The organism is Marinobacter sp. SBS5 (assembly GCF_048285575.1).
GTDB lineage: Bacteria > Pseudomonadota > Gammaproteobacteria > Pseudomonadales > Oleiphilaceae > Marinobacter.
The window spans coordinates 870,656-888,374 of sequence record NZ_JBLWAZ010000003.1 but is presented as its reverse complement, the minus strand read 5'-3'; the positions used below and the strand labels follow the sequence as shown (position 1 = coordinate 888,374).

Sequence of the window (17,719 nt, the reverse complement as noted above, 5' to 3'; positions counted from 1 at the left end):
AACAAGCCCGAGCCGGAAACGGTTTCGGGCTTGTTTGTTTCTGGTATTCTTGTAGTTCTGTTTTTCATTCCTTACGTGTCTGGTGTCTATGGCAACTCCTTCTCCCAAACCTGCATCTTTTGATTCAGAAACCAGTCGTATCAAAGTTCCACCCCATTCGGTGGAAGCAGAACAGGCCGTATTGGGTGGCCTGATGCTGGACAATCGACGTTTCGACGAGATATCAGAAATGATTTCGGCGGCTGATTTTTATCGCCAGGATCACCGTCTGATTTTTGGTGCCGTGGAGCGGCTAGCCAGTGAAAGCGAGCCTTTGGATGTCGTCACCTTGGCCGAATTTCTCGAGCGGGCCGGGGATATTGAAGACGCGGGTGGTCTTTCTTACCTGGCCGAGCTGGCAGAAAAGACTCCCGGTGCCGCCAATATCGCAGCCTATGCGGATATCGTGCGCGAGCGTTCTGTTTTACGCCAGCTGGTTGAGGTGTCCGGTAAGATTTCCGATTCCGCCTTTAATCCGCTAGGTCGAAAAAGTAGTGAAATTCTGGATGAGGCAGAACGCAGCGTCTTCCAGATTGCAGAAGCTCGTACAAAAGAAGGGTCGGGCCCCAAAGCTATTAACCCTATTCTGGCGACAACCCTCAGCCGTATCGAAGAATTGTTCGAATCTGGCGAGCAAACCACCGGTTTGACCACCGGCTTCCGAGATCTGGATGACCAGACCTCCGGTATGCAGCCGGCGGACTTGATTATTGTTGCCGGTCGTCCATCGATGGGTAAAACCACCTTTGCCATGAACATCGTGGAAAATGCCTTGATCAGCACGGGCACACCGATTCTGGTGTTCAGTATGGAGATGCCCGCGGATGCACTGGCCATGCGTATGCTTTCTTCTCTGGGCCGTATTGACCAGACGAAAGTCCGTGGCGGTAAGCTAGAGGAAGAAGACTGGCCACGACTGACTTCAGCTGTGAGTCTGCTGAAAGACAAGCCGCTCTATATTGATGACACGCCGGGTTTGAGTCCCACTGAAATGCGGTCACGGGCGCGCCGGATTGCCCGTGAAAATGGCGGCAAGATTGGCTTGATCATGGTGGATTACCTTCAGTTGATGCGCGTACCCGGAAACACCGAAGGGCGAACGGCTGAGATTTCCGAGATTTCCCGGTCGCTGAAAGGTATTGCAAAGGAGTTGAGTTGCCCCGTCGTAGCGCTGTCCCAGTTGAACCGAAGCCTTGAGCAGCGGCCCAACAAACGACCTGTGAACTCTGACCTCCGCGAATCCGGTGCGATCGAGCAGGATGCAGACGTTATCATGTTCGTGTATCGGGATGAGGTCTATAACGAAGACACTCAGGATAAGGGCATCGCCGAAATTATCATTGGTAAGCAGCGGAACGGTCCGATCGGGACCATCCGGCTGGCGTTTATCGGCAAGTACACCAAGTTTGAGGACTTGGCCCACGGGGATTATGGCGATTACGGTGGTGACTATTAATGCCGCGCGCAACCGTTGCCAGAATTGATCTGGACGCACTGAAGCACAACTACAGGTTGGCACAAGCAAAAGCAAAAGCGGGTACGGCACAGGCGATGGCCGTTGTAAAAGCCGATGGGTATGGTCATGGCATTCGTGCGGTCGCGCAGGCGTTGGCTGACGATGCTGGCAAGTTTGCCGTGGCGTGCGTGGAAGAGGCGCTGGAAATACGTGCCGCAGGTTTGAGTCAGTCGGTTGTGATGCTGCAGGGTGTGCACAGCCGTGAAGATGTGGACCTGTGCCGGCAGCAGTGCTTTGAGCCCGTGTTGCACAACAACTTGCAGCTGGAGTGGTTGGCCGCGAGTCGTGCGCCAAGGTATTGGTTGAAAGTAAATACCGGTATGAATCGGTTAGGTTTCAGACCGGAAGATCTTCCTGCCGTCATGGAAAATCTTGAACGAGTAGAGCGGCGAGCGGAACTGCAAGGCTTCGTCACGCACTTTGCCTGCGCCGACGATACAGCAAGTACCATGACTCAACAGCAAACGCGTATTTTCGAGCAAGCCACAGGGGCATGGCCTTCGCTTATGCGAAGTGTAGGCAACTCTGCAGCGCACTTTCTGCCTGAGCAGCCGCTTTATGACTGGAGCCGCCCAGGAATCATGCTCTACGGTGCTTCCCCCATGATAGGTAAAACCGGGGCGGAGCTGGGGCTTGAACCGGTTATGACGCTCGAGGCCCCGTTGATCACCACGCGAGTTGTCAGGCCGGGTGAATCCATTGGTTACGGGTCAACGTGGGTGGCAGACACTGAAACCCGGATGGGCATGGTTGCTATTGGTTACGGTGATGGTTATCCACGCCATGCCGGTACCGGTACGCCGGCAGCCGTTCGTGGGCAGCGCATAGGCCTGCTCGGCCGGGTGTCGATGGATATGCTGGCAGTCGATCTGACCGCCGTTCCTGAGGCTCAGGAAGGCGACATGGTGGAGCTGTGGGGCAAGACCGTGAGCGTTGACGAAGTGGCTGGCTGTGCCGGCACCATCGGCTACGAGTTGCTGACCGGAGTGACGGCAAGAGTGCCCCGGGACTGCCGGTGATCGTCAGGCCCGGGTGCGTTGGCTGCGCTTACTGAGCTTCCGGCTCGTGAATGATTTCTTCGATGAATTCCAAGATGGAAGTCAGGCTGCGGTCGTTCAGCTTTTTGAGTACTTTATGAACCACCATTTTGCTGCCCTTTAGCATGCTGCCAATACCCACTTTGGCCATGCTCATGGTCATGCTGCCCGCGTTCAAGCGCCGTAGCGGTTCCAGAAAAAAGAAATCGAGGCCGTGCTCAGTCAGCTCTACGATTAGGTTGTGCAGCTTGTCGATGGCTTCCTTATCGGCTTTTCCGCGAGTTTTGAGTTCGCTTACGGTGTAAAGAGCTCGAGTGCGGAGTTCGTCTGGGATGGGGGCAACAATGTGGCTTTGTTGTTTCAGCATGATAAGTCCTGGTGTTGTATGCTCATGGTTGCAGCGCACTGGTGGTGTTGCTGCTGTGAGCGTGGTACATACTGACGATAATCAGTCGTCATACGATGGTGCGATGAATGGTGCAGCAAAACCTTCGTTAAGGCCATTGGCCCTAAAGTGGATTAGCCTGTCATATCAGCGAAATTCGGAGGTATTTAATTCCCGTGCATGTATTAGTTGTTCACGATTACGGCCCATTAGGCCGGGTGCTTCTTGACCGCTTGCGAGCATCGCACCTGCGGGTGAGTCCTCTGCTGATAAGCGATCCTGCTCGGGTCGATCTCCATGCGTTGGCAAACTGGATCCCAGATGACACTGATTTGATTGTTAATGCACTGTGGCTGGGAGATCCCGAGCAAGCCGAGTCCGATCGTGAAGCAACTCATGAGGCTGCCTTCTCGCTTCCTCTGGCGCTCGCTGGCCATGCGCTAGACCGAGGCATGGCCATGCTTCAGTTGTCGTCATGTTATGTGTTTGATGGTCGCAAACAGGATGCTTATATCGCTTCCAATCCCGGTCAGCCGATCAATGAATTGGGGCGCTGGCAGTGGGAATGCGAACAGGCGTTACGTAGTCAGTTGCCCAGACATATTATTTTGCGAACCGGTTGGAGTCTGGCCCGGATTGCGAAGAAGGTCTATGAAAACAGCGCCAACCCGGAGACGCTCCCATTGCCAGGCCGCTGTCAGGGGCAACCTGTCGCGGTGAAGGATTTGGCACGGGTCATGGCGGCTATCATTATGCAGCTGGATTGTGGCGCTGAAGTTTGGGGCACCTACCAATATGCCGGCGCTGAGGAAATATCTCTTTACGAATTGGGGCTATCCATCGCGGATATGCCGGGCATTCCAGAGGGGATCCGGGTTGTGGATGAGACGCCTGACTGGGGTTACCTGGAGCCGGTTAATACGACCATGGTGTGCACTAAAATTCGCAATACCTTTGGCATAAAACAATTGCCGTGGCGGCGCTGGCTGGAGGAAGAGTTTTTAATGGTCATCGCGGCTGGAAAGCCTGAAAACGAGCCGGCTGATTAAGCCAGGCCCGCTTTCTGGTTACTATGTCCGACAGGCTTGCTTACTCACTTCGTGAGTGACGGTCTGCAGGGCTTCCACATCAAGAAGTTCAACCTCGCGCCCTTTCGCCCGCAAGATGCCCTGGCTCTGAAAACGCGTAAACACACGACTGACGGTTTCAACCGCAAGGCCCAAGAAATTGGCAATGTCGTTTCGAGGCATGGGCAGAGTGAAGTTCGTGCCGGACATCCGGCGACGACGGAAGCGGCTGGAAAGAGATAGCAGCAAGGCGGCGATGCGCTCTTCAGCTGTATTTTTGCTAAGCAACATGGCCAGCTGATGGCTGCTTTGGATTTCCTTGCTCATCAACTGATACATATGGTGCTGGAGTTCAGGCAGCTTGATGGTCAGGTCTTCCAGCTTATCCATCGGGAATTCACATAGGCTGGTGCGTTCCAGAGCCTTAGCTGTGCAGGCATAGTGGTCGCTGCCCAAGCTATCCAGACCGATAAGTTCGCCCGGCATAAAGAAGCCTGTAACTTGCTCTTCGCCGCTCTCGGTGATGATGGAGGTTTTGATCGAGCCGCTTTTTACCGCAAAGCAGGATTTGACCGGAGTGCTTTGGTCAAAAACGTGTTCCCCTCGATTGTAAATCTTTCCCTGCTGAACAATGTCTTCAAGGCTATCCAGATCGTTTTCTTCGACTGCAAGCGGCAGGCAAAGATTGCTCAGGCTGCATTGATTGCAAGAGGCCTTGAGCGGGGAAACGGAGCGAAGAGGGATTGCCTGAGCCATAGCCGTTCAACCTAGAATAAATGTGAGAACAAGCAGCTCTACATTGCCAGCGAAGGCTGCTTATCGAATCTTGGGCGAGTATACCAAAAGAAAATAGCTTTATACCGGATGTTCGAGCTAGCGGTATTTGTGCTTAATTCTTAATGCTTAGCGTTTGCGGCCTTTGTGTTTGCGCTCCTGCTCTTGGGCTTCTTTTTCAGCGGCTTCAGCCTCTGCCAAAGCTCTGGCTTCCGCCAGTTCTTTTTCTACCATTGCGGGGGTCTCCAGCGAAATCCGGCCAATGGTACCCGCCCTGAACTCGTTGATGAGCACTTCCGAAACCTTGTGAAGATCAGGGATGCCACCGCGGCCCAAGAAGCGACGTTTGGCTGCAATGGCATCCATTAACGCCAAGCCGTCTCGAGGGCGTTCAGTGAGGCCATAACGGGACATTGCCAGTTCCGGGTAAGTGTCGACCAGGTAATCGGCCTCAAACATGGCGACATCTTCAAAATCCAGCACCGCGCTTCGAATCGCGCCACTGACGGCAAGGCGATAACCGCAATGCTCAGGTGACAGTTTGGGCCATAGAAAGCCGGGGGTGTCGTAGAGCAAGACATTGTCCGGAAGTTTGATGGCTTGTTGAGCCCGTGTAACCGCGGGCTCGTTGCCGGTTTTCGCAGCCGGGCGGCCCGCAAGGGTGTTGATGAGCGTGGATTTTCCAACGTTCGGGATGCCCAGAATCATCACCCGTAAAGCGCTTTTTTGGCGATCGTGATCGGGTGTCATTTCCTCCGCGAGCTTGAGGATGTTCAAGGCTTCCTGGCGCTGATTGTGGGTGAGGGTGATGGCGCGCACTCCCCGTTCCTGTTCCAGCCACTCCAGCCACTGTTCAGTAATCGCCGGGTCTGCCAGGTCCCGCTTGTTCAGCACTTTGATCAAAGGCGTATCACCGCGCAGTGAAGGCACCAGCGGGTTCTCGCTACTGAATGGGAGTCTGGCGTCAACGACCTCGATGATGAGATCCATCTGGGGCATGACTTTTTTGATCTCCTTTCGGGCCTTGTGCATATGCCCGGGAAACCAGTTAATGGCCATGATGTCTGCTCCGTATGGTGTGGAAAGCCGCCATTATGCAGTGGAATGACTAAATTTTCACATTGCTTAAAAAGCCTGAGTGGCGCGGCGTGTGAGAGGGTGGCATGAAAGTCTGTACAAAAAGCAGGGGTATCGGGGTGAAATTGCGTAGGAGAATGATTTAGGGTGTCAGGCACTGAAGCGTAAATTTAACTATCCAGTGGCGAATTTGGCCACGCAAGTTTGGAGCGTACTATGAAACTGAAAAAAATTATTGGTTCTGCACTCATTGCACTCAGCCTATCTATGCCGGCCTTTGCCCAGCAGGGTCAGACGGATCAAGTTGCGCAGCTGGCTCAAATGGTCGGCCTGTCTGATGACCAGCAAGCGAAGATCCGCGGCATCATCAGCGAAATGGAAGGTGAGCTAGGTGAGCTGCGTCAGGACGCTCAAGGTTTGCAGCGGGACTTGCAGGGTCAAATCAAAGCGGACTACGACGAGGGCGCTATTCGCTCACACGCTGAAAAGCTGGGTGATGTGACCGGTAAAATCGCGGCCGTTTCTGCGTTGATGCAGGCGAAGGTTGATGCGGTTTTCACTAAAGAGCAGCGTGATGAGCTCGACCGCAAGATGCAGGAAATGCAGCAAAAGATGCAGCAGCAAATGCAACAGCGCCAGATGCAGCAGTCGCAGTAAGCGAGTGTGAATATTTGTGGGATGGGGCCACGCTCACCTTGAGTGAGGCCCGTCTCAAGAGCAAACTGTTCTGAACTGTTTGCTTGCTAGATAAAATTATACGAACCTGAATTATTCCACGTGTTTGACGGGAATCTGCATAGCCTGAGGCGCCTCGGGAACATTAGGCACGGTCAGCCCCAGGTTGTTCTTGTCGAACACCCGATCGGCCCGGTAGCTGGATCGCACCATTGGCCCTGACGGCACTTCCATAAAGCCTTTCTCCAAACCGATATCACGGAATCGATTGAACTCTTCCGGGGTCACATAGCGCTCTACAGGCAGGTGATTCGGGGTAGGGCGAAGGTATTGGCCCAGTGTCAGAATATCTACGCCGACAGCACGCAAGTCATCCATGGTTTCGAGGACTTCTTCTTCGGTTTCACCTAGGCCCAGCATCAGACTGGTCTTGGTGAGCACGTCCGGGCGGTGTTTCTTGGCATGTGCCAGAACGCTCAGGGTTTTTTCGTAACCGGCGCGAGGATCCCGCACACGGCTGGTCAGCCGCTTGACGGTTTCTACGTTCTGAGCGAATACGTCCAGACCGGAATCCACCACCTTCTCCACATCGCTCATCACTGCATCAAAATCTGGCGTAAGGGCTTCCACCGCAACTTCCGGTGTGTGCTGTTTAATGGCAGACACGCAGGCCGCGTAGTGAGCGGCGCCGCCGTCATCAAGATCGTCCCGGTCTACCGACGTCAACACGATGTAACGCAAGCCCATGAGTTCTACCGACTTGGCGGTGTTCTCCGGTTCTTCCGGGTCCAGCCAGCCTTTCGGGTTGCCGGTGTCGACCGCGCAGAACTTACAGGCGCGGGTGCAGACCGAACCCATCACCATGATAGTGGCGGTGCCGTTGGTCCAGCATTCGCCGATGTTCGGGCAGTGGGATTCCTGACAAACCGTGCTCAGCCGGTGTTCGGATACATTCCGGCGCACGGCCTCATAGCGTTCGCCACCAGGCATGCGCGCTCTCAGCCATTTTGGCTTGCGCTCCAGAGGCTTATCTTCCGAACTTGAGCTCGATCGCTTGACGCCGTCTTTGATGGCGGAGAAACCGTGTTCGTTACGGAATTTGGAACCACTGGTAATGCGGGGCTTTGCGGTGTCGCTCATGAGGTCTGGAGCTCTCGAATCAGATAAGGTGAGCTCTAAAGGTTAATGGGCAGGGCGTGCAGTTACAAGGTGGATACGGGCAATCACGAGGGTACCGGGCACGACTTTGGTCGTACCCGGTTGATGCAAATCAGGCTTGGGACTTCTCCAGGGCCTGAGCAACGTCGGCAATGATGTCTTCAACATCTTCAATGCCGATGGACAGACGTACCAGATCTTCGCTAACACCAGCACTCTTCAGTTCGTCTGCATCAAGCTGGCGGTGCGTGGTGGTGGCTGGGTGGCAGGCCAGAGACTTAGCGTCGCCAATGTTAACCAGGCGCAGGATCAGGTCCAGCGCGTCGATGAACTTGGCACCGGCTTCGCGGCCGCCTTTGATGCCGAAACTCAGAATGCCAGAAGCTTTGCCGTCACAGATCTTCTCGCAGGTTGCCTTGTACGGGCTGTTCGCCAAGCCAGCGTAGTTAACCCATTCAACAGAGGGGTGATCCTGCAGGAATTGGGCGACTTTTTCTGCGTTGGAACAATGGCGTTCCATACGCAGGGCTAGCGTTTCCATGCCCTGCATGATCAGGAAGGAGTTGAACGGTGACAAGGCTGAGCCGGTATTGCGCAGCGGCACTACGCGGCAGCGGCCGATAAAGGCGGCTTCGCCCAGTGCTTCAGTGTAAACAACGCCGTGATAAGAGGGATCCGGCTGGTTCATCATCGGGAACTTATCGGCATTGCCTTTCCAGTCGAACTTGCCGGAATCCACCACAATGCCGGCTACGGTTGTACCGTGACCGCCAATGTATTTAGTCAGTGAGTGGATAACGATGTCGGCACCGTGTTCAAACGGACGGCACAGAACAGGTGTGGCGACAGTGTTATCAACGATCAGCGGGATGCCATGCTTATGGGCGATTTCGGCCCACTTCTGGATGTCTACGACGTTGCCTGCTGGGTTACCAATGGATTCGCAGAACAGCGCACGGGTCTGGTCATCAATGGCATTTTCCAGTGCTTCGTAATCGTCGTGGGCGACCATTTTACAGGTGATGCCCTGGTTCGGCAGCGAGTGTGCAAACAGGTTGTAGGTGCCGCCGTATAGCTGGCCAGTGCTGACGATGTTGTTGCCAACACGGCAAATGGTTTGCAATGCGTAGGTGATAGCTGCCATGCCGGAAGCAACCGCCAGCGCGCCAATGCCGCCTTCCAGAGCGGCCATGCGCTCTTCAAGAACCGCGTTGGTGGGATTCATGATGCGGGTATAAATGTTGCCCTGAACTTTCAGGTCAAACAGATCGGCACCGTGCTGGGTGTCGTCAAAGGTGTATGACGTGGTTTGGTAAATCGGCGTCGTTGCGGCCTTGGTGGTCGGGTCGCTTTTAAAGCCGGCGTGCAGGGCGAGAGTTGCTGGTTTCATGACAACATTCCTTGCTGATGAGTTGTTCGTTGTTGGCTAAGGAGGCCGAGTATGCCATAGGCGGCTATGATCGAATAGGTAGTGTTACGTAATGCTCGCTACCGGCGTATTTCAGGTCATCGATCCGTAGACCAAAGCTCTCAATTCTTGCCGGATGGGATAAGACGACGACGGCATCAGCTGAGTCATGAAGATGACAACAAGGTCTTCTTCCGGATCGATGAAGAAACTTGTGCTCGCCAATCCTCCCCAGCCAAATTCGCCTTCTGAGCCAACGGTATGAGACGACGCGACATCCGTTTTCACTGAGAAGCCCAGACCGAAGCCGCTGCCTTGGTAGGGAGTTTCGCTGAACCCACCGATGGATAGGGCGGGTAGGTCCTTGTTGTCGGGCAGATGGTTGCGGCGCATGAACTCCAGCGTTTTACGTCCGATGATTCGTTGCCCTTGGTACTCGCCGCCCTGACACAGGGCCTGGGCAAACTTGTGGTAATCGTCGATGGTTGATACCAGCCCACCGCCGCCCGATAAGAATCGCGGGTGCTTCAGGTACTTTGAGCGTTCCGGGTCGTCCTGCAGCTTCATGGTGTCGCCGGGCTGATACAGGTAGCAGGCCGCAAAGCGGTGCTGCTGTTCTGGCTTAACGTGAAAGCCGGTGTCGGTCATACCCAGCGGTTGGAATATGTGGTCTTCAAAATATTCATCCAGTGGTTTTCCTGAAAGCACTTCTACCAGATACCCGAGTACATCTGTTGAGACTGAGTAATTCCATGCGGTACCGGGCGAGAACTCCAGAGGCAGCTCAGCCAGTCTTTCTACCAGCTTTTCCAGCGTAAGAATCGAACTGCCATCCAGTTTCAGTTTGCGGTACGCCGCATCTACTTCGGTGCGTTCGGTAAAGCCGTAGGTCAGGCCGGAGGTGTGCGTCATCAAATCCCGAATGGTCATTGCTTTGGTGGCTGGCCCGGTTTCAAAATCTGGGTAGCCGCCGCTTTTGTAAACCCTCAGATTGTGCCATGACGGGATGTACTTGTGCACGGGGTCGTTCAGCAGGAACTTGCCCTGTTCATAGAGCTGCATCATGGCAATGGAGGTGACTGGCTTGGTCATGGAGTAGATACGGAAAAGCGTGTCCCTCTGCATAGGCCGGCTGCGTTCAATGTCCATGGAGCCTTGAGCCTGAGTCCAGACCACTTTTCCGTGACGAGCCACGAGGGTTACCGCGCCGGGCAGTTTTCCGGGCTGGATGTAACGTTCATCGAAGTGGCGGGTAATTCGATCAAGGGCGTTGATGGATAAGCCGGACGCGATGTTTTCGGACATAGCAGCAGATTCCAGAAGGTATAAGCAAAAAAAAAGCCCAACTCTTTCGAGTCGGGCTTTTAGAATACTGGTAGCAAGGGGCGGAGTCGAACCGCCGACCCCAGCATTATGAGTGCTGTGCTCTAACCAACTGAGCTACCTTGCCAAATCGTTTTGGGGATCACCCGAAACGAGGCGCGTATTTTCGGCATTTGGCCTCAAGCTGTCAAGGCTTCTTGGCCAAAATTTTCGAAAAATTACACGTTAAAGCGGAAGTGAATAACATCGCCGTCTTGAACGATGTATTCCTTGCCTTCCAGACGCCATTTGCCTGCGTCTTTTGCTCCGGCTTCGCCGTTGTACTGCACGAAGTCGTCGTAACTGATGACTTCGGCGCGGATGAAGCCGCGCTCGAAGTCGGTGTGAATAACACCGGCCCCTTGCGGTGCAGTGGCACCCACGCGAACGGTCCAGGCGCGCACTTCTTTCACGCCTGCGGTGAAATAAGTCTGCAGGTCGAGCAGCTTGTAGCCGGCACGGATCACGCGGTCCAGACCCGGTTCTTCCATGCCCATCTCATCCAGGAACATGGCTTTTTCGTCGTCTTCCAGTTCGGAGATCTCGGCTTCGATCTTGTTGCAGATCGGGACGACAGCTGCGTTTTCAGAAGCTGCGATTTCGCGAACAACGTCCAGGTGAGGGTTGTTCTCGAAGCCGTCTTCACTAACGTTGGCAATGTACATCGTGGGCTTGATGGTGAGTAGGCATAGCTCACGGATCAGTGCCAACTGGTCTTTGTCGAGATTCATGCTTCGTACGGGCTTGCCTTCGTTCAGGACGGGCAGCAGCTGTTCGAACATCTCGAGCTGGGCTTTGGCGTCTTTGTCGCCGCTCTTGGCAACACGCTGTACGCGTTTGATAGCCTTCTCAACGGTATCGAGGTCGGCAAGCGCCAGCTCGGTGTTGATGATTTCGATGTCGGAGGCCGGGTCGACTTTATTGGCAACGTGGATAACGTTGCTGTCTTCAAAGCAGCGCACTACGTGGGCGATGGCATCGGTCTGGCGAATGTTAGCCAGAAACTGGTTGCCAAGACCTTCACCTTTGGAAGCGCCAGCTACCAAGCCTGCGATGTCGACAAACTCCATAGTCGTGGGCACCACGCGCTCGGGTTTGACGATTTCTGCCAGTTTGGTCAGGCGTGGGTCGGGCATGGCCACCACGCCCGCGTTCGGCTCAATGGTACAGAACGGAAAGTTTTCCGCGCCGATACCGGCCTTGGTGAGTGCGTTGAACAAGGTTGATTTGCCGACGTTAGGTAGGCCGACAATGCCGCAGTTAAATCCCATGGAATGCCTCTGCTGGAACTAATAATTTGCGCGGATTATACCGGTGTATCGGTATAGGTGCGAGTAAGGGGTTGTGTCGTGCTCAGGCGGTAGGCTTGAAGCTGTGTAAGCGGTTCATGGCGGCTGCGAGTTTGCCGTTGGCAGCATCCGGAAGCACGCGCATGATTTCATCGGTGACTGCGTTTAGCTCCTCGGTTTCTTTCTTGCCGAGGCGGCCCAGTACATAGCCGGTCACTTTACGGCTGTCGCCGGGGTGGCCTATTCCAATGCGAAGTCTTTGGAAGTCTTTGGTGCCCAAGTGTGCGATGGCGTCGCGTAACCCGTTGTGGCCGCCGTGGCCGCCGCCTTTTTTAAGTTTGGCGGTACCGGGAGCGATATCGAGTTCGTCGTGGGCGATCAGAATATTTTCAGGCGCGATCTTGAAGAAATCCGCCAGAGCCTTGATGGCCAGGCCGCTGCGGTTCATGAACGTGCTGGGGTTAAGCAGATGCAGGTCGAGACCCTGCCATTGGATGCGGGCGTAAAGCCCGTGGTACTTCTTTTCGGGGCGGAGCGTCTGACCCGCATCGCGGGCCAGCGCTTCGACGAACAGGGCGCCGGCATTGTGGCGGGTATTCTCGTAGTCAGCTCCGGGGTTCCCCAAGCCAACGACCATGACAATATCCTGTGCCATATGCCAGTCCCTCCGGAGTGATTACTCCTCGCCGCCTTCTTCAGCTTCTTCAGCGTCCTCGGCGTTATCAGCCTTGGAGCCTTTCGGCTTGTGGATGGACACAACTGCCTGGTCGTGCTCAGCATCGTGCTGCAGGGCAGGGATGCGAACGCCTTCTGGCAGTTTCAGGTCGCTCAGGTGAACAACTTGATCCATTTCCACGTCGGTCAGATCAACCTCGATGAACTCAGGCAGGTTCTGTGGCAGACACGCAACTTCAACTTCGGTCAGCAGGCGGAAAGCTACACCACCGAAAGTCTTGATCGCAGGAGCAGTGTCTTCGTTCACCAGGTGAACGGGAACCTGAACAACGATTTCGTGGTTTTTGTCTACACGCAGGAAATCAGCGTGGATCAGGCGCAGCTTGTACGCATGACGCTGCAGATCCTTCAGGATAACGCTTTCCTTTTTGCCTTCCAGATCGATGGTCAGGATCTGAGAGAAGAAAGATTCGTTTTCCAGAGCTTTTTTCAGCTCGTTTTCCCAGATAGAAATGGATACGGCTTCTTTGCCTTCGCCATAGATGATAGCTGGGATTTTCTTTTCCTCACGACGCAGGCGGCGGCTCGCACCTCTCCCCTGATCGTCGCGAGGAAATGCTTCAATAACAAATTCCTGGGACATGATATGTACCTCAATCGTCATCTGAACAGCCCGCGACCAGGCATTTGAACAGATGATGTTTTTTTGAATAGTCTGAGAATTATTTCCCAGACTGACTAAAAGAGTCGGGAGCCTTGTTAGGCTCCCGACTCTGATACGGTTTCAGCGTTATTTAACTTTTTGATATTGCGTTGTATTTCGGGGATTCCGAATTACACGTTCTCAAACAGGGCGCTGATAGATTCTTCATTGCTGACACGGCGGATAGATTCCGCAAGCAGGCCAGCCATACTGAGGACGCGGATTTTATCACAATTCTTCGCTTTGTCACTCAGCGGGATCGTGTCGCAGACGATCAGTTCGTCCAGTTCAGATCCGTTAATGTTCTCGATTGCCGGGCCCGACAGTACCGGGTGGGTAATGTAGGCAACAACGCGCGAAGCACCGCGATTTTTCAGAGCTTCAGCGGCTTTACACAGGGTGCCGGCGGTATCCACAATGTCGTCCACCAAGATGCAGGTCTTGTCGGCAACATCACCAATGATGTGCATAACCTGGGATACGTTGGCTTTCGGACGACGTTTGTCGATGATCGCCAGATCGGCGTCGTCCATGCGCTTGGCGACAGCGCGAGCACGAACAACGCCGCCAACGTCCGGTGACACAACAACAAAGTTTTCGAAGCGCTGCTTTTCGATGTCTTCCAGCATCACGGGTGTGGCGTAGATGTTGTCTACCGGAATATCGAAGAAGCCTTGAATCTGGTCAGCGTGCAGGTCAAGCGTCAGTACACGATCCACGCCGATGCTGGAGATCATATCGGCTACGACCTTGGCGCTGATCGCGACTCGCGTTGAGCGAACGCGACGATCCTGGCGTGCATACCCGTAATAAGGCACAACCGCGGTGATTCGTGATGCAGAGGCGCGACGCAGGGCGTCAGCCATCACGATCAGTTCCATCAGGTTGTCGTTAGTGGGGTAGCAGGTGGGCTGGATGATAAAAACATCATGGCCACGTACATTCTCATTGATCTCAACGGTGGTTTCGCCATCGCTGAAGCGGCCAACAGTGGCTTCGCCCATGGGAATGTGAAGTTTTTTTGCGATTGCTTGGGCAAGCTCAGGATTGGCATTGCCAGCGAAGATCATCAGTTTTGACACGACGGCATCCTTCTCGGTATCGGCGTTTGATTCAGAAGAAGCGGGAGAAAGGTGGCTGGGGTGGCAGGATTCGAACCTGCGCATGACGGGATCAAAACCCGTTGCCTTACCACTTGGCGACACCCCAGTATCGTGCTTTTTTGGCATCATCTTAGCTCTGTTAGCTTTGTGTGAAGTGGTGAAATGTTCACCCCTTTAGCTACGAACCCCTTGATGCCGGAGGGTTTGCTTTCCCAGATGATCCGCGCTGCGGATTCTGTAGGGAAACGTCCAAAAATGCAAGCCCCGGTTCCGGTTAATCTTGCAGGTCCGAATTGTGCAAGCCATTCCAGGCTTCGGTCAACCTCAGGATACAGTTCACGAACTACATCCTCGCAGTCATTTCGGTACCTCGAGGCGTCTCCCTCAAAAGCGGGGCGTATTTTCAATTTTGGCGTGTCTCTTGTCAACCCTTCTTGTGAAAAAATCTTTCCAGTATTTATTTCGCACTCGGCTTTTAGCACCAAAAACCAGTCCTGGGGCGGGTTTGCGGGGGTCAAGATTTCTCCTACACCCTCGCCAATTGCTGCTTTGCCGCGAATGAAAACAGGCACATCGGCGCCCAGCGCCAGCCCGATGTCGGCCAGCTCGTCTTCACTCAGCTTCAGGCCCCAGAGATAATTCAGCCCAACAAGTGTGGTGGCGGCATTGGAGCTGCCGCCACCCAATCCGCCGCCCATCGGTAGCCGTTTGTTCAAATTAATGGTTACGCCGGGTAACGCGTGCGAGCTGCGAGACGCCAGCGCCCGGGCCGCCCGGATGATGAGGTTCTGGTCGTCGGGGACGCCCTCTATGGAGTTTTCAAGGCGTATTCCTGGCTGTTCCGGGGTGAGAGTGAGCGTCAGCTCATCGCCGTAGTCCAGAAACTGGAACAGGGTTTGAAGCTCGTGGTAGCCGTCTGGCCGCCTGCCGGTGATGTGCAGAAACAGATTCAACTTTGCCGGCGAGGGCAGGGTGATGCGGGTTGTCACTGAATCAATCCTCGCGTTGCCAGCGGCTGATGACGACACGGACTCGCTTGTCGCCTTTCAGGGCCGTGATGCGAGCGGGCAGTTCTGGCAGGGTTTCGACGAACGGATGCCAGCGATCGTAGCGAATCTCCCAGCCATCCTGTTTGAGGATGGCAAGCTTGTTCTGTTCGTCAAACAGTAAGCGGAAGTCTCCGTCTGGCGCGGGTAGACCCTTGATCCACCATGTCAGGTTGTCGATGGGTAGTTGCCAGCCCGTGGCCGCCTGAATAAGTTTTTCAGGTTCTGAGGACTGGTAGCTGTCGCCGTTTGGCATTGTCAGATGAATGTATCCGGGCACCCCTTTCAGTTGGGTGCTGCCCAATCCGAGGAACGATGAAGACAAGGCCAGTTCGTAGCTCTCGTTGCGCTGCTGCCAGTAGTTGATCACTGCGGTTCCGCTGTCCGAAGGCTGTTTGACGGCCAATTTGCCGGACAGTAACCAGTGATTGAACCGGGTTAATTCTGACGAGCGAGCGGCCCACCCGGCGGGTGGCTGTTCTGTCATGCCCTCTGGTAACGGCTCCAGCTGAATGGTGGTGCAGCCGGTGATTGAGAGGAATAAAGCCAGTAATAGGGGAATTCTGCAGGTCATTCGCTACTCCCATCGTTGGTCAGGCGCTGTATGGTTTCCAGAAGGACTTCGTGATCAGGGTCGTTGTCCAGCCCTTCCTCCCAGACAATGCGGGCCTGCTCTTGTTCGCCAATGCTCCACAGCGCCTCGCCGTAGTGGGCAGACACTTCCGGATCGGGGTAGGCGCCCCAGGCTTTAGACAGGTAATCTAGCGCTTCCATTGTGTGACCTTGCTTGAACAGAACCCAGCCCATGCTGTCGAGAATAGCGGGGTTGTCCGGGTCGAGCGCCAGTGCGCGCTCGATGTAACCTTGAGCTTCCTGCAAGCGTCCAGTTCGCTCAATCAAAATGTAGCCGAGCGCATTCAGAGTGATGGAGCTGGCCGGCTCTATGTCGAGAATGGTTTTTAGATCTTGTTCCGCCTGCTCTGGCTCGTTGTTAGCATCCAGTAGCATGGCGCGGGCATAGCGAGCTTCAACGTTCTTGGGGTATTCCTCAAGAGCGGTGTTGGCCGCGGTCAAAGCTTGGGACTTCTTGTTCTGATCAATCAGCAGATTGATTTGCAGCAGCCAGAACTTTTCGGCCTGATCAGGGCTGTTGGTCCTAAGCGATTGTAGATGGTTGATGGCTTCATCCAGCTCACCGGCCTGCGCTTGCAGCTCGCTGGCACGGGATAGGGCGGGGAAGTAGTAGTTGCCATCTTCGACGCTCTGGTAGTGGTTGATGGCCAGCTCGGTATTTCCGGCTTCCTCTTCTACGCGGCCAAGGTAATACTTGGCTTCGTTGAAGTGGTGTCCTTGCTCGATTAATGCCATGAGCTCTGTGCGTGCGATCTCCGGTTGCTGATTTTCGATCGCCACCAATGCGTGGGATAGCTTAAGTCCCGGTGTATTGGGGTGGCGATTTACGAGCCGCTGAAACTCATCTTGCGCCGCTTGCAGCTTTTGCTCGTTAATGAGTATTCGGCCGTAAAGGGTGCCCATCTGGCGATTGTCAGGGAATCGCCGGGTATTGGTGGTGAGATAGTTCAGTGCAGCCTTTGTCTGGCCGGTTTGATAGAGCAAGTCACCCTTGAGGGTAATGGCCGGCTGAAAGTTCGGGTGTTCGCTGAGCAGAGGGTCTAGCCTTTCAAGGGCGTCTTGGGGCGCACCTGTAACCTTCATCAGTAAGGCAATGCCGTATTCCAAATCTGGTGTGTTCGGGTGGCGTTCAGCGAGGCGCAGGTAAAGTGCCAGTAATTCTTGCTGCTGGGCCGGAGGGAGTTGTGTGGCCATGGCGGCCAGGCTGTCAAAGTCAGCATCCTCACCTTGGTCCATGATCTTTTCCATGTGAAACAGCGCGGTCTCCAGATTTTGTCGTTTGACGGCTTGAATGGCTGCTACACGGTGGGCTTGAATATTTTCCGGCGATTTTTCGAGCCACAAGTCGGCCAGTTGCTGTTGGGCGTTGTCGGCATTGAGTGTTTGGGCAATGCGCATGGCCCGTTCGATGACGCCGTCATCGTTGGAGGTTTTTGCGGCCTGAATATAGTTGACCAGGGTGACGTCGTAGCGGCCTCTTTGCGCCGCGATTTCTGCCGATAATAGCTGGTAAAGCACTTCAGGTTCAAAGTCGGCGTACTCAATGTCGGTTTGTTGCGCTGCCGGGGTGGCAACAGGTTCGGGGGCCGGTTGTGTTGATGACCCTGAAAAACTGGAGCAGCCGGATAAAGTGGCGAAGGTAAATCCCAGCAGGCAGGTGGCCAGGTATGGTGCGTTTCTTTGCATGCAACGTCCTGTGAGCTCGAGGCTGTGTTTCAGAATGACCGTTCTTTGCCGGAAAATTGAGGCAGATCGGTTCGTGGTCAAGGCCG

General features: G+C 54.6%; 17 protein-coding genes and 2 tRNA genes. 4 read left to right on the top strand and 15 right to left on the bottom strand.

The features are described 5' to 3' along the window. Positions 1–88 precede the first annotated feature (88 nt). Both dnaB and alr read left to right on the top strand, forming a co-directional pair. The gene (dnaB, locus tag ACNQ6O_RS11135) at positions 89–1,495 is read left to right on the top strand and encodes a replicative DNA helicase (protein WP_418053281.1); all 1,407 of its coding nucleotides are present in this window, start codon (positions 89–91) and stop codon (positions 1,493–1,495) included. Continuing rightward, complete coding sequence (gene alr, locus ACNQ6O_RS11130; RefSeq protein ID WP_418053280.1) at positions 1,495–2,574, top strand: alanine racemase; 1,080 nt, start codon at positions 1,495–1,497, stop codon at positions 2,572–2,574. The genes dnaB and alr overlap by 1 nt, the downstream gene beginning before the upstream one ends. A gap of 28 nt (positions 2,575–2,602) precedes the next feature. On the opposite strand, the gene ACNQ6O_RS11125 is transcribed toward alr, so the two are convergent. Continuing rightward, entirely contained in the window at positions 2,603–2,959 is a 357-nt protein-coding gene (locus ACNQ6O_RS11125) for a hypothetical protein (protein ID WP_418053279.1), read from the bottom strand. A 194-nt stretch (positions 2,960–3,153) separates the two neighbouring features. Here ACNQ6O_RS11125 and ACNQ6O_RS11120 point away from each other — a divergent pair, with 194 nt between their 5' ends. Next, positions 3,154–4,026, top strand: coding sequence for a sugar nucleotide-binding protein (locus tag ACNQ6O_RS11120; protein WP_418053278.1), 873 nt, complete (start codon positions 3,154–3,156; stop codon positions 4,024–4,026). Between the two features lie 21 nt (positions 4,027–4,047). Here ACNQ6O_RS11120 and fnr read toward each other — a convergent pair whose 3' ends face one another. Beyond that, positions 4,048–4,800, bottom strand: coding sequence for a fumarate/nitrate reduction transcriptional regulator Fnr (gene fnr, locus ACNQ6O_RS11115; RefSeq protein WP_418053277.1), 753 nt, complete (start codon positions 4,798–4,800; stop codon positions 4,048–4,050). Between the two features lie 147 nt (positions 4,801–4,947). Further along, positions 4,948–5,877, bottom strand: a complete 930-nt coding sequence (gene ylqF / locus ACNQ6O_RS11110; protein WP_418053276.1) for a ribosome biogenesis GTPase YlqF — start codon at positions 5,875–5,877, stop codon at positions 4,948–4,950. Positions 5,878–6,111: 234 nt separating this feature from the next. On the opposite strand from ylqF, the gene ACNQ6O_RS11105 reads away from it, so the two are divergent. Beyond that, a complete protein-coding gene (locus tag ACNQ6O_RS11105) occupies positions 6,112–6,552 on the top strand; it encodes a Spy/CpxP family protein refolding chaperone (RefSeq protein ID WP_418053275.1) in 441 nt (146 codons plus the stop codon). A gap of 111 nt (positions 6,553–6,663) precedes the next feature. Here the strand turns inward: ACNQ6O_RS11105 and lipA are convergent, their stop codons facing one another. The 12 genes from lipA to ACNQ6O_RS11045 all read right to left on the bottom strand — a co-directional run bounded on the left by lipA (position 6,664) and on the right by ACNQ6O_RS11045 (position 17,633). After that, positions 6,664–7,710, bottom strand: coding sequence for a lipoyl synthase (lipA, locus tag ACNQ6O_RS11100; protein ID WP_418053274.1), 1,047 nt, complete (start codon positions 7,708–7,710; stop codon positions 6,664–6,666). A gap of 130 nt (positions 7,711–7,840) precedes the next feature. Continuing rightward, positions 7,841–9,118, bottom strand: coding sequence for an O-acetylhomoserine aminocarboxypropyltransferase/cysteine synthase family protein (locus tag ACNQ6O_RS11095; protein WP_418053273.1), 1,278 nt, complete (start codon positions 9,116–9,118; stop codon positions 7,841–7,843). A 111-nt stretch (positions 9,119–9,229) separates the two neighbouring features. Next, on the bottom strand, positions 9,230–10,441 hold the full coding sequence (locus ACNQ6O_RS11090) for a serine hydrolase domain-containing protein (protein WP_418053272.1): 1,212 nt from the start codon (positions 10,439–10,441) through the stop codon (positions 9,230–9,232). A 68-nt stretch (positions 10,442–10,509) separates the two neighbouring features. After that, a tRNA-Met gene (locus tag ACNQ6O_RS11085) sits at positions 10,510–10,586 on the bottom strand. A gap of 91 nt (positions 10,587–10,677) precedes the next feature. Next, positions 10,678–11,769: a redox-regulated ATPase YchF gene (gene ychF / locus ACNQ6O_RS11080; RefSeq protein WP_418053271.1), complete on the bottom strand. Its 1,092-nt coding sequence runs from the start codon at positions 11,767–11,769 to the stop codon at positions 10,678–10,680. Between the two features lie 82 nt (positions 11,770–11,851). Beyond that, entirely contained in the window at positions 11,852–12,442 is a 591-nt protein-coding gene (pth, locus tag ACNQ6O_RS11075; protein ID WP_418053270.1) for an aminoacyl-tRNA hydrolase, read from the bottom strand. 21 nt (positions 12,443–12,463) lie between these two features. After that, on the bottom strand, positions 12,464–13,105 hold the full coding sequence (locus tag ACNQ6O_RS11070) for a 50S ribosomal protein L25/general stress protein Ctc (protein WP_418053269.1): 642 nt from the start codon (positions 13,103–13,105) through the stop codon (positions 12,464–12,466). Positions 13,106–13,296: 191 nt separating this feature from the next. Next, entirely contained in the window at positions 13,297–14,247 is a 951-nt protein-coding gene (locus tag ACNQ6O_RS11065; RefSeq protein WP_418053268.1) for a ribose-phosphate diphosphokinase, read from the bottom strand. Positions 14,248–14,299: 52 nt separating this feature from the next. Continuing rightward, positions 14,300–14,374 (bottom strand) — tRNA-Gln (locus tag ACNQ6O_RS11060). Positions 14,375–14,393: 19 nt separating this feature from the next. Continuing rightward, a complete protein-coding gene (ispE, locus tag ACNQ6O_RS11055) occupies positions 14,394–15,257 on the bottom strand; it encodes a 4-(cytidine 5'-diphospho)-2-C-methyl-D-erythritol kinase (protein ID WP_418053267.1) in 864 nt (287 codons plus the stop codon). Between the two features lie 4 nt (positions 15,258–15,261). After that, positions 15,262–15,888: a lipoprotein insertase outer membrane protein LolB gene (gene lolB / locus ACNQ6O_RS11050; protein WP_418053266.1), complete on the bottom strand. Its 627-nt coding sequence runs from the start codon at positions 15,886–15,888 to the stop codon at positions 15,262–15,264. Further along, positions 15,885–17,633 (bottom strand): tetratricopeptide repeat protein, encoded by a 1,749-nt coding sequence (locus ACNQ6O_RS11045; protein ID WP_418053265.1) that lies wholly within the window; start codon positions 17,631–17,633, stop codon positions 15,885–15,887. Before ACNQ6O_RS11045 ends, lolB begins: the two co-directional genes overlap by 4 nt. Between the last annotated feature and the right edge of the window lie 86 nt (positions 17,634–17,719).